The organism is Micromonospora sp. NPDC048170 (genome assembly GCF_040652795.1).
Taxonomy (GTDB): Bacteria; Actinomycetota; Actinomycetes; order Mycobacteriales; family Micromonosporaceae; genus Micromonospora.
Genome location: NZ_JBEZMR010000003.1, coordinates 105,912 through 119,721 on the forward strand (window position 1 = coordinate 105,912; position 13,810 = coordinate 119,721).

At 68.8% G+C, this 13,810-nt stretch carries 12 protein-coding genes; 7 read left to right on the forward strand and 5 right to left on the reverse strand.

The window, feature by feature from the left end:
* Positions 1–387: 387 nt before the first annotated feature.
* Both AB0D32_RS07085 and AB0D32_RS07090 read right to left on the reverse strand, forming a co-directional pair.
* Entirely contained in the window at positions 388–1,620 is a 1,233-nt protein-coding gene (locus AB0D32_RS07085) for a MalY/PatB family protein (protein WP_357085927.1), read from the reverse strand.
* Between the two features lie 41 nt (positions 1,621–1,661).
* The gene (locus AB0D32_RS07090; protein WP_357085930.1) at positions 1,662–2,522 is read right to left on the reverse strand and encodes a hypothetical protein; all 861 of its coding nucleotides are present in this window, start codon (positions 2,520–2,522) and stop codon (positions 1,662–1,664) included.
* A 153-nt stretch (positions 2,523–2,675) separates the two neighbouring features.
* Here AB0D32_RS07090 and AB0D32_RS07095 point away from each other — a divergent pair, with 153 nt between their 5' ends.
* Both AB0D32_RS07095 and AB0D32_RS07100 read left to right on the forward strand, forming a co-directional pair.
* Positions 2,676–2,906, forward strand: coding sequence for an acyl carrier protein (locus AB0D32_RS07095; RefSeq protein ID WP_357085932.1), 231 nt, complete (start codon positions 2,676–2,678; stop codon positions 2,904–2,906).
* On the forward strand, positions 2,903–4,366 hold the full coding sequence (locus tag AB0D32_RS07100; protein ID WP_357085934.1) for an AMP-binding protein: 1,464 nt from the start codon (positions 2,903–2,905) through the stop codon (positions 4,364–4,366). The genes AB0D32_RS07095 and AB0D32_RS07100 overlap by 4 nt, the downstream gene beginning before the upstream one ends.
* 37 nt (positions 4,367–4,403) lie before the next feature.
* On the opposite strand, the gene AB0D32_RS07105 is transcribed toward AB0D32_RS07100, so the two are convergent.
* The 3 genes from AB0D32_RS07105 to AB0D32_RS07115 form a co-directional block, all read right to left on the reverse strand.
* Positions 4,404–5,402: a hypothetical protein gene (locus AB0D32_RS07105; protein ID WP_357085936.1), complete on the reverse strand. Its 999-nt coding sequence runs from the start codon at positions 5,400–5,402 to the stop codon at positions 4,404–4,406.
* Positions 5,403–5,582: 180 nt separating this feature from the next.
* Positions 5,583–5,918 (reverse strand): hypothetical protein, encoded by a 336-nt coding sequence (locus tag AB0D32_RS07110; RefSeq protein WP_357085938.1) that lies wholly within the window; start codon positions 5,916–5,918, stop codon positions 5,583–5,585.
* Between the two features lie 46 nt (positions 5,919–5,964).
* Positions 5,965–6,936: a LysR family transcriptional regulator gene (locus tag AB0D32_RS07115; protein ID WP_357085940.1), complete on the reverse strand. Its 972-nt coding sequence runs from the start codon at positions 6,934–6,936 to the stop codon at positions 5,965–5,967.
* A gap of 110 nt (positions 6,937–7,046) precedes the next feature.
* Between AB0D32_RS07115 and dnaE the strand changes: the two genes are divergently transcribed.
* From dnaE to AB0D32_RS07140, 5 genes are all read left to right on the forward strand, one after another.
* Complete coding sequence (gene dnaE / locus AB0D32_RS07120) at positions 7,047–10,589, forward strand: DNA polymerase III subunit alpha (RefSeq protein WP_357085942.1); 3,543 nt, start codon at positions 7,047–7,049, stop codon at positions 10,587–10,589.
* The gene (locus AB0D32_RS07125; protein ID WP_357085945.1) at positions 10,586–10,906 is read left to right on the forward strand and encodes a DUF6300 family protein; all 321 of its coding nucleotides are present in this window, start codon (positions 10,586–10,588) and stop codon (positions 10,904–10,906) included. Before dnaE ends, AB0D32_RS07125 begins: the two co-directional genes overlap by 4 nt.
* A 156-nt stretch (positions 10,907–11,062) precedes the next feature.
* Complete coding sequence (locus AB0D32_RS07130; protein WP_357085947.1) at positions 11,063–12,667, forward strand: phosphotransferase; 1,605 nt, start codon at positions 11,063–11,065, stop codon at positions 12,665–12,667.
* Between the two features lie 37 nt (positions 12,668–12,704).
* The gene (locus tag AB0D32_RS07135) at positions 12,705–13,202 is read left to right on the forward strand and encodes a DinB family protein (protein WP_357085949.1); all 498 of its coding nucleotides are present in this window, start codon (positions 12,705–12,707) and stop codon (positions 13,200–13,202) included.
* A gap of 107 nt (positions 13,203–13,309) precedes the next feature.
* Positions 13,310–13,807 carry a YcxB family protein gene (locus AB0D32_RS07140; protein ID WP_357085952.1) on the forward strand — a complete coding sequence of 166 codons (498 nt, stop codon included), beginning with the start codon at positions 13,310–13,312 and terminating at the stop codon, positions 13,805–13,807.
* Positions 13,808–13,810: the final 3 nt, after the last annotated feature.

Below are 13,810 nucleotides of genomic sequence, written 5' to 3' on the forward strand. Positions count from 1 at the left end.
TGTCGGGCAGCAGGGACCGTGCTCGGCCCAGAACACCGATGCCTGGCCGTCGAAGAGATCGGCAGGTCCTGTGGGGCACCCAGCGCGGCGGGGCATCCCAGTGGGCGAGACAGGCGGAACGGACCAGGCGAGACAGGTGGCCGGCTACGCGGTGACCGCCGCCGTCGCAGGCGACGGATGCGGGAGCCCGGCGGGTGCCGTCCTCGCTGACGACGGCGGCGGTAGCTGAAGGCGACGTGGTGACCGGCGCGGGGGTCGACGTGCCGGGGACGCTCGGGTTCGTCAGACGCAGCTGAGGACGGCACGGCGCTGAGGACGGCACGCCTGAACCGGCGGCTGGTCGAACCTGCGCCGGGCCGTGCAGGCACGGCACCCGGGACCGAGGGCTCAGCTCGCCGACAGGTGCGCGTCGACCGCCCGGCCCATCCGGGCGACGGCCTCGGTGAGGATCGCGGGGGAGGTGGCGAAGTTGAGCCGTACGAAGCCCGCCCCGCCGGTGCCGAAGACATGCCCGGAGCTGAGGGCGACCCGCGCGCGGTCGAGGAACATCTTCGCGGGCCCGGCCAGGTCGCTGACCACGGCGGGTTCGCCGGCCGGCTGCCCGGTGGCGATGCCCAGCCCCGTGCAGTCCAGCCAGGCGAGGTAGGTGCCCTCGGGGCGGTGGTACGTGACGGACGGGAGGTGCTCCGCCACGAGTGCCGCCAGCAGCGCGCGGTTGCCGTCGAGGCCGTCGAGCAGGAGATCGAGCCACGGCCCGCCGGTGCGGAACGCGGCGGTGTGCGCGAGAACGCCGAGGTGGCTGGGCCCGTGGCTGACCTCCTCGGGCATCCGGGCGAGGTCGGCGGCGGCCTGCGGCCCGGCGACCGCGAGCGCCGCCTTGAGGCCGGCGAGGTTCCACGCCTTCGAAGCGGAGAGCAACGCGAAGGCGTTCTCGGCACCGGCCACCGTGAGGTACGGGGTGAAGTGCGTCCCGGGCAGCACCAGGGGGGCGTGGATCTCGTCGGAGATCACCCGGAGGCCGTGCCGGTCGGCCAGCTCGGCGACGGTCTCGAGCTCCTCGCGCCGGTGGACGACGCCCGTCGGGTTGTGCGGGTTGCACAACAGGAACGCCGGCCGGCGGCCGTGGGCCCTGGCCCGGCGGAAGGCCTCCTCGAGGGCGACGGGATCCATCCGCAGGTCGGGCCCGAGCGGGGCCTCGATGACCCGCCGGCCGGCGTTGCTGACGAAGGCGTAGAAGGGCGGGTAGACGGGGGAGCAGACCACCACCGCGTCTCCGGGATCGGTCACCAGCCGGAGCACCTCGACGACGCCCATCATCACGTCGGGTACGACAGTGGTGTGGTCGACGCGGAAGCCGTGCCAGCCCCAGCGCCGGGCGGCGAACTCGCCGAGCGCCTCCGCGTACGCCGTTCCGTACGCGTAACCGGTGTCACCGAGGTCGACCGCGCGGCGGAGCGCGTCGGCCACCGGGGGAGCCAGCGGCACGTCCATCTCCGCGACCCAGAGCGGGAGCACGTCGGGCGCGTGCATGCGCCACTTCACGCTGGTGCGCTGCCGGAGTTCGTCAAGCGTGAGCAGGGTGAGCGGATTCCGGGCGGCGGAAGGAGCAGGGCTTGCCATGCCGCCCACCCTAACGATCTTCGGACGATCTTCGGTTGCCCTCACCCACCATCGCTGATCAACGCGGTGGCCGTCCTCTGATCCGTAGCGGCGTCGTGGCGTCTGATGAAGTCGTCGACACGGTCGGCAACGGCCGGCTCGGCGAGCAGACGAGGCCGGGGCAGCTCGGTTCGTACGGTGGTGCCAGGAATCCACGCGACCTCGCCGGGCGTGGCCACGGACAGGATCGTCAGCACCGATCCGGGCGGCGGGAGGGTGGCCCGGGCCACGACGTCCGCAGCCTCACCCGCCGCGATCAGGAGGTAGCTCAGGTGCCGCTCGATCCGTGCGATGAGGTTGCGGACCGGCGTCTCGGTCAGCCGGAGGTGGGCCGCGACCCGCCAGGCGGTCTCGGAATAGTGCGTGACGAGCGCCCGCGCGAGCCGGGTCGGGTCATCCTGATCCGGGACCACGGCACGGAGTGATTCGCGGACGGCCGGATCCCGGACCGGGTCCAGCAACCGTTCGACCGCGACGTCGTGGGCTTCGAGAAGGACGTCACGAGTCGGCCACGACGGGTCCAGGAGAACCAACGCGGGTCCACCGGCGCCGTCGGCCAGCTCGGTGGCCAGCCGGGTCGCCATCGCGGAGCCGGCGCAATAGCCCAGCACCGCGGAAACCCGCTGGCCGTGCGACCGGATGCCGTCCACCCAGGACTCCAACTGGTGCCGCCGCATGCCTTCCCAGTCGCCGTCGATCTCGACGGTCGTCTGTGGCGCCAGGACGGTGTGCTCGATCGACAGGTAGGGCAGCAGGTCCGGGAAGCCAGCCTCCTCGCGCCGCACTCCTCCGAAGTCGACGGCCACCACGACGCCGTGCTGGCCGTCGCGCAGGGTGGCGACGGGTACGGATCGTGTCTGCACAGGTTCCCTCCGTTGCCCGCATATCTGTTTCGGACATAGACGTGAATCACGTGGCATGAATGATGGTCATCATAGCCGTCAGGCGCTTCCACAGGTCTGACCCGATGGCTAGCATCTGGGAATCCCATTGAACGTGGTGCGGAGGACAGGCCCATGGACGACGACCCGATCCTGACGACTCTGCTGGTCACGGCGCAGTCCGTGTTCGGCATCGAGTCGCTCGCCCCGAAGGACGACTTGTTCGCGCTGGGTGCGACGTCGGTCGACGCCGTCCGGCTGGTGTCCGCTCTCGAGGCCGACCACGGACTCGTACTGGACATGGAGGTCGTGTTCGAGAGCGAGAACCTCGCCGAGATGGCAAGCAAGATCGTCCCTGTGGCATGACAGGGCACGACTGGTTGTCGGCCGTCACCACCGGTTCGTGGACCGAGGCGTTCGGCGACCGGAGCGGACCCCGGGTCACGCTCGAACCGGAGGGCCTCCTCGCCCCCGGCGAGCTGCGGTCCCTGTTGTCCCGCGTCGGTGACAAGCTGAACGCGGTGACCTCCGACGTCTCGGGCGCGGTGATCGCCGTCGAGACCTCCGACCCGTTTGCGAGCCTGGTGGTGAGCCTGTCGGCATGGAGTCTCGGCGCCATCGTGGTCCCGATCGACCCGGCCACACCGCCGCAGCGGCGCGAGCAGATGCTCCGGACGTCCGGAGCCACCGCCGTCGTCACGCTCGACGGCGATCGGACGACCGCCGAGGCCTACCGCCCCAGCCGGCTGGTCGACACCGAGCGGCCAGACCTCGGTGACCAACCCGGCTACGTCATGTTCACCTCCGGCAGCACCGGCGTGCCGAAGGGTGTCCACGTCCGGCTCGACAACCTCTGCACCCGGATCGCGACCTTTGCCGAGTACCTCGAATTCACCGAGCGGGACTCCGTTCCGAGCCTGAGCTCTCCCAGCTTCGACATCAGCTGGATCGAGACGTTGGTGCCCCTGGTGGCCGGCGGTGAGGCGCGGTTTCCACGTCGGACGGCCCGTACCAACGTCGGGGCCCTGGTGCGGTGGCTCGCCGCACAGCCACCCACCGTGATCCAGGCGACGCCCACGATGTTCGGCGTGATGGCCTCGCTCGGGTGGTCACCATCGGCGGGAACCTCGGTGTGGAGCGCCGGCGAGGCACTGCCGGGCCGGCTGGCGAACGAACTGGCGGCCACCGCACGTGCGGTCTGGAACCACTACGGGCCGACGGAGGCGGTGATCTATGCGACGACGTGGCGGTACACTCACGCGCTCGGCGACGGGTGGGCGCCGACCGGACACCCCGTCGCGCCGTCCACGTACCGGATCGAACGGGACGAGCACGGCGACGGCGAGCTGCTGCTCGGCGGCCTCCTGGCGGAGGGTTACGTCGGGAACCGCAGCGCCACCGACGAAGCATTCGTGGTGCGCGACGGTGTCCGCATGTACCGGACCGGCGACATGTTCGAGGAGGGCCCCGACGGGCTGGTGTTCCTCGGTCGTCGCGACTCACAGGTCAAGGTGCGCGGCGTACGGGTCGAACTGGGTGACGTCGAGGCGGCTCTGCAGCGGGTGACCGGATGTCACCAGGTCGCGGCGGTCGCCGTACCGGACCGGGCCGGGGCGGTCAACCTCGTGGCTGTACTGGCTGGTGACAACCATGATCCGGACGATGTCCGGCGCCGTATCGTTGACGAGCTGCCACCGCTGTACCGGCCGAGCCGGTACGTCGTGCTGGGAGAGGATCTTCCGCGGACGGTCTCGGGAAAGCTCGACCGGGCAACGGTGGTGCGGCGGCTCCGCGACGACACGGCCACGGCCGGCGACTCCCGATAGATTCCAGTGGGTCACGCTCGGGCCTCGGGCGGCGTGGCTAGCCTCGATAGTCGACGAACCACATGGGTTCGGCCTCACACCCGCGTACCAGCTTGGGTTGTTCGTGGGCGAGGCCCAGATCCAGGCGCCGGAGCCCAGCGGAGATCGCGACACGTAGCGGGGCCAGGTACGCCGCGAAGTGGTAGACCGACCTCCGTTGCGGGGTGCGCCCGTCGAGCCCCACGGTGTGGGCGTCGAGCGTACGGCCCCAGCGGCGGCACACCGTGTACGCCAGCGCCTGACCGCTGGCCGAACTGCGGATCAGGAAGTGACGGCCGGGCCGCCTCAGATAGTTCTTCACCCGCCACTGGGCGATCCGTACGTGCTCGTCCAGCCCGTTACGCCGGGCCACTTCGGCCACCAGCGGAGCCGCCGCCCTGAGGTGTTCGTCGTCGAGGGGCACCACGTCGTAGGTCAGGCCGAGCCGCTCGGCGTCGCGTTGATCCCGTCGCCAGGTCTGGCGGCACTTTCGCTCCTGGCCGTCGATGAACTGGTCGACATCGCCGGCAGCATCGATCGGCAGGGAACACCACGACGCCTGAGCGCGGGTGTGGACATCTCCGGCAGTCGATGTGAAGGCATCCAGGTCCGCCGCGCCGACGAACGGCGAAACGGCGGCCACACCGTCCCGGCGTGCTTCGTCCACGGCCCGTCGTACCAGATCGGTGATCAGCGCCTGCCGGTCCGGCTCGGCCACGGGCGAGGCCCAGACTCCGGCACGGAACTGACCCAACCCGCCACCGACGAGTCGCACCGCTCCGCGACGGTCACCGATTCCGAGTTGGTCGCGGTATTCGGGCGTGAACGACGCGACGTCGGCGACGTCGACCACCGACAGGCGGGCACTCGCGGTCTCGCGGCACAGCGACAGCTCGGCGTAACCGAGCCGGCGGTCGAGTGCGCAGTATGCCGCCTCGTCCGCCATCACGAACTCGCCGACACCGACCACGGGATCGTCGACATCGATCGACCAGTCCGCTGACCCCGGCGCTCGCATGGGCGGGATGATACTTCGCCGTCAGGCGCGTCCGGTCCGGTGCCGCCGAGCGCTGCGCTCGGCGTTCCGCCTCCGGTCACCGAAGGCCCCGGATCTGATCGGCCGACCGCATGCACACCGACCGGGTCATCGACGCCCTTCATGCGGCACGGCGCACCCGGGAACAGCCGACGAGGGCGCTCAGGGCTGCGGCGAACTCCCCGGGTCCACAGGCGACGGTGGTGCCGGCGCCGCACGCGTCCGCCACCGGTGGTGACGCCACGCAGCGACGGTGACGGCCACGGCGACCAACAGCGCGACGGCACCCTTCCAGGCACGCTCGAACCACGGTCTGTCGTCGCCGAACGCCGCCTCACCGGCCGTCATCAGCCACAGGCCCACCCACGCCCACTGCCAGCCGCGTGGCAGGGAGAACTTGTCGGGCGGGTCGGAGAACGCGACGGACACGGCGGCTGCGACGGCGAGGACGCCGATCAGCGGCACTCCGAAACGCCAGGCGGCCTCCCACAGCGACACGCGCCGATCATGGCACCCCGTCAGCCCGGGACACCAGAGCCGTTCCTCACGGCGACCCATGCGGCATTGCCCATTTCGGTGCCCAGGTCTCGCCGTCGTGGTGGTGGCGTGGCCTGGCGCGGATGCAGTTGCGAAGTGCGGCCAGGCCAGGGTGTGGATTGTCGCGGTGCCAGATCAGCGAGTGCGGGTAGACCGGCGTCGGTTCGCGGACCGGTATGCGCCGCAGGTCGTAGTCGGCCGGCCAGAGCAGCCGGACCTGCTCGCCGGTGAGGCTGGCCAGGGTCGAGGAGCCCGCAAGCATGTCCAGAAGGTGGTCAGTGCCGAAGTTGGGGCCGATCTGCTCGATGGTGAGCCCGAACGCGGCAGCGAGATCGTCGTAGTAGGTGGCCCATTCGGTTCCGGGGACGATGCCGGGTATCCAGATCCGGTGCCCGACGAGATCGGCGGGCGTGACCGCGCGAGCGGCGGCCAGTTGGTGGGTCGGTCCGGTCAGCAGTTCATGGGGATCGTCCAGGACCCGCGCTGCCGTGACACCATCCCGTAGTTGCTGTTCGGGTGCGGTGACGGCCCGGAACGAGGCGTCGATCGCTCCGGATCGGATGGCGGCGACAGCCGCGTCGACATCGGCGTCGATGAGAGTCACGATGTCGAGCGCGATGTCAGGGTGCGCCCGGTGGAAGTTGCGCAGAAGCTCTGCTGGCCCGATCCGGTGATTGAGCACGTCGATGCGAAGCGCGCGACGCCCGGGACGCACGGCGGCGACGGCACGTGCTTCGACCTGGAGAAGCTTACGCGCGTGCGGAAGAAGCGCCTGCCCGTCGACGGTGAGCTGGGCGCCGCGAGAAGTGCGGCTGAACAGCGTCACGCCGAGGTCCTTCTCCAGCATGGCGATGCGCTTGGAAACGGCCTGCTGGCTGATGCCGAGCCGGGCCGCGGCCTCGCTGAAGTAGCGCTCCTCGGTGACCGCCACGAAGGCACGGACCCCGCCGACATCAAGATCCGCCGCAGTCTCGTCCACAACAGCTGGTTGTGATCCTTCGGTGTGTTGGTGGTTGGACAACCGTGCCTGCCCTCGGGTCGAATGCTCGGGATCGAGGGCGATCCTACAACCAGGGGGTGTGGTAGGCGGTGAGGTCCTTCGTGCATCTTCACGTGCACACCGAGTACAGCATGCTGGACGGGGCGGCCAAGGTGGGCCTGCTGATGGAGGAGGTGTCCCGGCAGGGGATGCCGGCCGTGGCGATGAGTGACCACGGCAACGTGCACGGGGCGTACGAGTTCTACCAGACGGCCCGCAAGGCAGGGATCAAACCGGTCATCGGCATCGAGGCCTACGTCGCTCCCGCCTCACGTCATCATCGGCAGCCCGTCTACTACAGCGACAACCTCGCGTTGCGCCGGTCCGACGACGAAACCGGCAAGGGCGGTGACGTCTCCGGGCGGGGCCTGTATACGCACATGACGATGTGGGCAGGCGACGCCCAGGGCCTGCGGAACCTGTTTCGACTCCAGTCGCGGGCCTGGTTGGAAGGCCACGTCCAGAAGTACCCGCGGATGGACGACGACCTGCTCGCCGCGCACGGCCAAGGCCTCATCGCCACCACCGGCTGCCCGTCCGGTGAGGTGCAGACCAGGCTGCGCCTCGGCCAGTACGACCAAGCCGTCGAGGCTGCCGCGCGGTACCGCGACATCTTCGGCAGGGACAACTACTTCCTGGAGTTGATGGACCACGGCCTGGCCATCGAGCGCCGGGTCCGCAGCGAACTGCTCAAGCTCGGCAAGGAACTCGACCTCCCGCCGCTGGCCACCAATGACTCGCACTACGTCACTGAGAGCCAGGCCCAGGCACACGACGCGCTGCTGTGCGTCGGCACCGGGAAGCGGCTCGCCGACGTCGACCGTTTCCGGTTCGGCGGCAGCGGCTACTACCTCAAGTCCGCCGGACAGATGCGCGCGTTGTGGGACGGTGAGGTACCGGGTGCCTGCGACAACACGCTGCTGATCGCCGAGCGGATCGGCGACTACGGAGAGGTGTTCGCCCACCGGGACCTGACCCCTCGCTTTCCCGTCCCCGAGGGCGAGAACGAGTCCAGTTGGCTGCGCAAGGAGACCCTGAAGGGGGCATGCCGTCGCTACGGCGAGCACCCGCCGCAGGAGGTGCTGGACCGCATCGACTACGAGTTGTCGGTCATTGGCGCCATGGGCTTTCCCGGCTACTTCCTGGTGGTCGCCGACATCTGCCGGTACGCCCGCGAGCACGGCATCGGCCTGGGTCCCGGCCGCGGCTCGGCCACCGGTTCGATCGTCGCCTACTGCACCGGGATCACCCAGCTCGACCCGATCGAGCACAAGCTGATCTTCGAACGGTTCCTCAACCCCGAGCGCGTCACCATGCCGGACGTCGACCTCGACTTCGACGACCGGCGACGCGACGAAATGATCGACTACGTCTCCCGCAGGTACGGCGAGGACCGGGTCTGCCAGATCGTCACGTTCAGCACCATCAAAGCCAAGGCCGCCGTCAAGGACGCGTGCCGGGTGCTCGGCCTGCCGTACGCCCTGGGGGACCGGATCACCAAGGCGTTCCCGGCGGCGGACGGCGGCAAGGAGATCCCGCTGGCCGCCATGCACGACGAGCACCACCCCCGGCACGGTGAAGCGGCCGAGCTGCGCCAGATGTACGAGCAGGACCCGGACGTCAAACGGGTGATCGACACCGCGGTCGGCCTGGAGGGTCTCACCCGGGGCACCGGCGTCCACGCCGCTGGCGTGATCCTCTCCAGCGAGCCCCTGATCGACGTGATCCCGCTGGTCAAGCCGAAGGCCGGTGGGCCGGTGATCACCGGCTTCCCCTTCACCCAGGCTGAGGACATGGGCCTGTTGAAGATGGACTTCCTCGGCCTGCGCAACCTCACCGTGATCGGCGACGCGATCGTCAACGTCCGCGCCAACAAGGGCATCGAGATCGACATCCTCGACGTCCCGCTCGACGACGCCAGGACCTACGAACTGCTGGCCCGCGGCGACACCCTCGGGGTCTTCCAGTTGGACAGCGGCGGCATGCGGGTCCTGCTGAAGCTCATGCAGCCCACCACATTTACCGACATCGCCGCGGTGAACGCGCTGTACCGACCCGGCCCGATGGAGATGAACGCCCACACCAACTACGCCCTGCGCAAGACCGGCAAGCAGTCGGTCGAACCGATTCATCCCGAACTGGAGAAGGTGCTCGAGCCCATCCTCGGCGACACCTACCACCTGGTCGTCTTCCAGGAACAGGTCATGGCCATCGCACAGCAGCTCGCCGGGTACTCCCTCGGCGCCGCCGACCTGCTGCGCCGCGCCATGGGCAAGAAGAAGAAAGAGGTCCTGGACGCTGAATGGGATCGCTTCTCCGCGGGGATGCGCACGCGTGGCTTCTCCGACAAGGCGATCAAGGCGGTCTGGGACGTGCTGGTCCCGTTCAGCGGCTACGGCTTCAACAAGTCGCACACCGCGGGGTACGGCCTGGTCTCCTACTGGACCGCGTACCTCAAGGCCAACCACCCGCAGGAGTACCTCGCCGCGCTGCTCACCTCGGTCGGCGACGACAAGGACAAGATGGCCGTCTACCTGTCGGACTGTCGGCGCCTGGGGATCAAGGTGCTGCCGCCTGACGTCAACGCCAGCCGGTTGGACTTCGCCGCCGTCGGCTCCGACATCCGGTTCGGCCTGGGCGCCGTACGCAACGTCGGAGCCGGCGTCGTGGACGCCATCATCACCACACGCGAGACCGCGGGCCCGTACACGGACTTCAACGACTTCCTCGCCAAGGTCCCATCCACCGTCTGCAACAAGCGGGTCATCGAGTCGCTGGCGAAGGGGGGCGCGTTCGACAGCCTGGGGCACCACCGCAAAGCCCTGGTCAGCGTGCACGAGCAGGCCGTCGACGCGGTCGTCGACGTCAAGCGCAACGAAGCCCACGGCCAGCACTCGCTGTTCGGCGAGACCGCCCAGAGCGCCACGTTCTCGATCACGATCCCACCGGGAGAGTGGGAGAGGGCCACCCTCCTCGCCTTCGAACGCGAGATGCTCGGCCTGTACGTCTCCAGCCACCCGCTCGACGGCGCCGAGCACGTACTGCGTGCCAACCGCGACACCACCATCGCCGACCTGCTCACCGCTGGCCGGCCGGACCGGGCGACCCGGGTCAGCGGCATCATCTCCGGCCTGCAACGCAAGGTCACCAAGCAGGGCAACCCGTGGGCGATCGTCACCCTCGAAGACCGCGACGCCGCCGTGGAGTGCCTGATCTTCCCCAAGACCTACGCCCTGTACGGAGACACGCTGACCCAGGACCGGGTCGTCTCCGTACGGGGCCGGATCAACGTACGCGACGAGACGACAAGCCTCTACGGCGAGGAGATCACGCTGCTCGACGTCTCCCGGGCGAACAGCGAGCCACCCGTGGTGATCGCCCTCCAGGCGAACCAGGTGAACCCGCGACTTGTGCAAGATCTCAAACACATCCTGACCACCCATCCAGGCCGGGCACCCGTACACGTGCGCCTGGACGGGCACGGCGCCCGAAGCCTGCTGTGGAACCTCAAGCCCTTCCGGGTCGCTCCGGAACCGGCGTTCTACGGGGACGTCAAGGCGCTGCTCGGCCCGGACGCGATCGGACGCGCGTGACCCGCGACTTCCCGTGCCACCGATGCGGCACCGACAACGTCCTGGCCGTCCTGCGCCTTCCCGGCACCTGGACGAACGCGTCAGGGAACCGGTACCCGGTCGTCCATGAGTGTCACCTGTGCGTCCGCTGCGACGCGGACGATCCCCTCGCCGGCCCTGTCGTCGGGTACCTCACCGCCGACGAGGCCAGACAGACGGAGAACGTAGCTCCGCTCGCGCGGGATCTGCTCCGCTGGATCGATCAGGCCCGACCAGCGAAACCGGACGAGGACGCACTTCAAGCCGAGGTCGACGCCTGGTACCGAGGCGAACTGTGACCGGTCGCCTCGGTAACGTCGTCCGGATCGGTGAGTCGTCAACGAGGCATCCCAACTCGCCGACAAGATTCCGACGAAAGAGTGGTGCCTGTGGGCAGTGCGACCGAGGTTGGGATTCGCTGGGTTGAGTCGACTTGGCAGCGTCGGATCACCAGGGTGCGGCGTCTCACGGGTGGTTGGACGTCCACCATGCTTGGCCTGACCGGACACGACGGCGAACAGGCTGTACTTCGGCTGATGACAAAAGAGCCGTGGCGCCGGCACGCTGCCGGACTGCTTTCCAGAGAGGCGGCTGTCCAGCAGCAACTACAAAGGTCATCGATCCCAGTGCCTCGAAGTGTCGCCCTCGACCTGTCCGGGGACACCGCCGGGGCACCGGCACACCTCATGTCCTGGCTGCCCGGACGTCTGTGCCTGACCTCCGCCGCGGACAGCATCCTGGAGGAAATGGCGCAGGTTCTCGTAGGCATCCATCAATTCGCGCCTGGACATGACAGGCCACGGCAGTACCAGTCGTGGGCGGCGCCTGGCAAACGAGTCATGCCGCCGTGGGCGCAGCGGCGACAGCTGTGGAATCAGGCATTCGAACTGCTGGAACAACCCGTGCCGACCTATGCCGGTACGTTCCTGCACCGAGACTTTCATCTGGGAAATCTGCTGTGGTCGCAGGGCCGTATCAGCGGCGTAGTGGACTGGGTCGAGACATCGTGGGGACCGGCGGCCCTGGACGTTGCACATGCCGCGACCTATCTGGCCATGTTGCACGGCGTTGAGGCTGGGGCAAGATTCACGAATGCGTATCGCCGCCGGGCCGATGGCGATCACGACGAGGACGAGTTCCGGTACTGGAACGTCATGGACATCGTCGGCTACCTGCCGGACCCAGCGAAAGTCGTCCAGCCATGGCGCGACTCCGGGCTGGAAATCACTGACGACCTCGCTCGCAGCCGACTCGAACAGCGGCTTGAGCACGTTCTACGAACTCACCGACGACCCGGCCGTGGTCTTGACCATGTGCTTGCTGTTCATCTGGTTCACCCGGGCTTTCCTCGTAGGCTGAATCCCGTACGCGACGGGCAGGAGGCTGAGGTGAGTGAGACGACGGTGGCCGAGGTGGTGGCCGAGCTGGCCGCGCTCGAGGACCCGAAGGCACGCGAGGTGAACGAGAGACACGGCGACGATCACGGTGTGAACCTCAGCAAGCTGCGCGCGCTCGCGAACCGGCTCAAGACGCAGCAGGAACTCGCGTGCCAGCTCTGGGAGACGGATGACACCGCAGCGAGACTGCTGGCGATCCTGATCTGCCGCCCGAAGGCGTTCGAGCGTGACGAGTTGGACGTCATGCTGCGCGAGGCGCGCACACCCAAGGTGCACGACTGGCTCGTGAACTACGTGGTGAAGAAGAACCCGCACTCCGAAGAACTGCGCCTGGCCTGGTACGCCGATCCGGATTCAGTGGTCGCGAGTGCCGGCTGGGCGCTGACCACCGAACGCGTGAGGAAGAAGCCCGAGGGCCTCGACCTCGCAGGGTTGCTCGACGTCATCGAGGCGGAGATGAGAGACGCCCCGGATCGCCTGCAGTGGGCGATGAACGAGTGCCTGGGGCACATCGGGATCGAGCACGCCGAGCACCGCGCCCGCGCAATCGAGATCGGTGAGCGCCTGGAGGTGCTCAAGGACTACCCGACCTCCCCGGGCTGCACCTCTCCGTTCGCGCCCACCTGGATCACCGAGATGGTGCGCCGACAGCACGGCACGTAAGAAGGTGCGTCCGGTGGCGCTCTGGAATGCTTCAGACATGCCTTCCTACCCGTCCACCTTCGCCGACCAGGTCGTCGCACAGCCAGCCCGTGCCCAGTTCGAGGCGTTCCTCGACGAGCACCGCAGCGCGCTCAACGGCTGCCTGGACGGGCTGACAGAGGAACAGGTGCGCCGATCCTTGGTGGCCTCCCGGACCACGCTGTTGGGTCTTGTGAAGCACGCGACCTTCGTCGAGAAGGTCTGGTTCGACCAGGCCGTCACGTGCCGGTCGCGCGCTGAGATCGGCATCCCTGAGACCCCGGACGAGTCGTTCATCCTCGATGACGACGACACGATCGCCACCGTCCAGCACGCACACCGCGAAGCCTGCGAAGCGTCACGCCGGGCGACGTCAGCCCTCGGGCTGGACGACATCCTGCACGGGCACCGGCGGGGCCCGCTTCCGCTGCGGTGGGTGTATCTCCACGTGCTGCGCGAGCTCGCCCAGCACTGCGGGCACGCGGACATTCTCCGAGAGCAGCTCATCAACGAGTAGCGCATGCACGTCTGCTCACGCCGCTGACAACGAGTGGTCCCCGACGATCCGGCCGGCGGGGCGAGCCAGCGCTGCCCGAGGGCGGGTGGGGGCACTATCGTTCTGGCGTGCACATCCGTTTCGACGTCCCCGCCGATCCCGCCTACCCGGGCCGCGTGGCTGCCGCGCTCAGCAGCGTCCGGCTGCGCAGGTACGGCTACATCGGCGCGGTGCTGGCGGCGGTCGGGGCGATCGGTTTCGCCGTCTCGCGGGGGTTCGCGTGGGGCGACCAGGTCTCGTCGCTGTGCATGGCGATGGTCGTGGGTGGCCTGCTGTCGATGCTGTACTCGCCGTGGGTGCGGTTGCGCGCCCGGCGCCGCTCCGGTCGCTACGCCGTCGAGGGCGCCTACGACATCACCGACGACAACATCATGATGCGCAGCGGCTCGGAGTCCGGCGGCATCGCCTGGGACGGGGTCACCCAGGTGAGGGACACTCCCGAGTTCTGGATCCTGTACGTCGGGCGGATGCCGGCGACCGTGATCCCACGCCGCTTGATGTCCGCCGAGGACGCCGAGACGTTGCGAGCCCACATGGCCGAACGCGGGCTGCTCCAGCCTCGGTGAACT

What these genes read in the sequence shown, in the direction of transcription:
- AB0D32_RS07095 (WP_357085932.1), top strand. Translation starts at nt 2,676, where the DNA reads ATGGACGACGACCCGATCCTGACGACTCTGCTGGTCACGGCGCAGTCC.
- AB0D32_RS07105 (WP_357085936.1), bottom strand. Translation starts at nt 5,402, where the DNA reads ATGCGAGCGCCGGGGTCAGCGGACTGGTCGATCGATGTCGACGATCCC.
- AB0D32_RS07100 (WP_357085934.1), top strand. Translation starts at nt 2,903, where the DNA reads ATGACAGGGCACGACTGGTTGTCGGCCGTCACCACCGGTTCGTGGACC.
- AB0D32_RS07135 (WP_357085949.1), top strand. Translation starts at nt 12,705, where the DNA reads ATGCCTTCCTACCCGTCCACCTTCGCCGACCAGGTCGTCGCACAGCCA.
- AB0D32_RS07085 (WP_357085927.1), bottom strand. Translation starts at nt 1,620, where the DNA reads ATGGCAAGCCCTGCTCCTTCCGCCGCCCGGAATCCGCTCACCCTGCTC.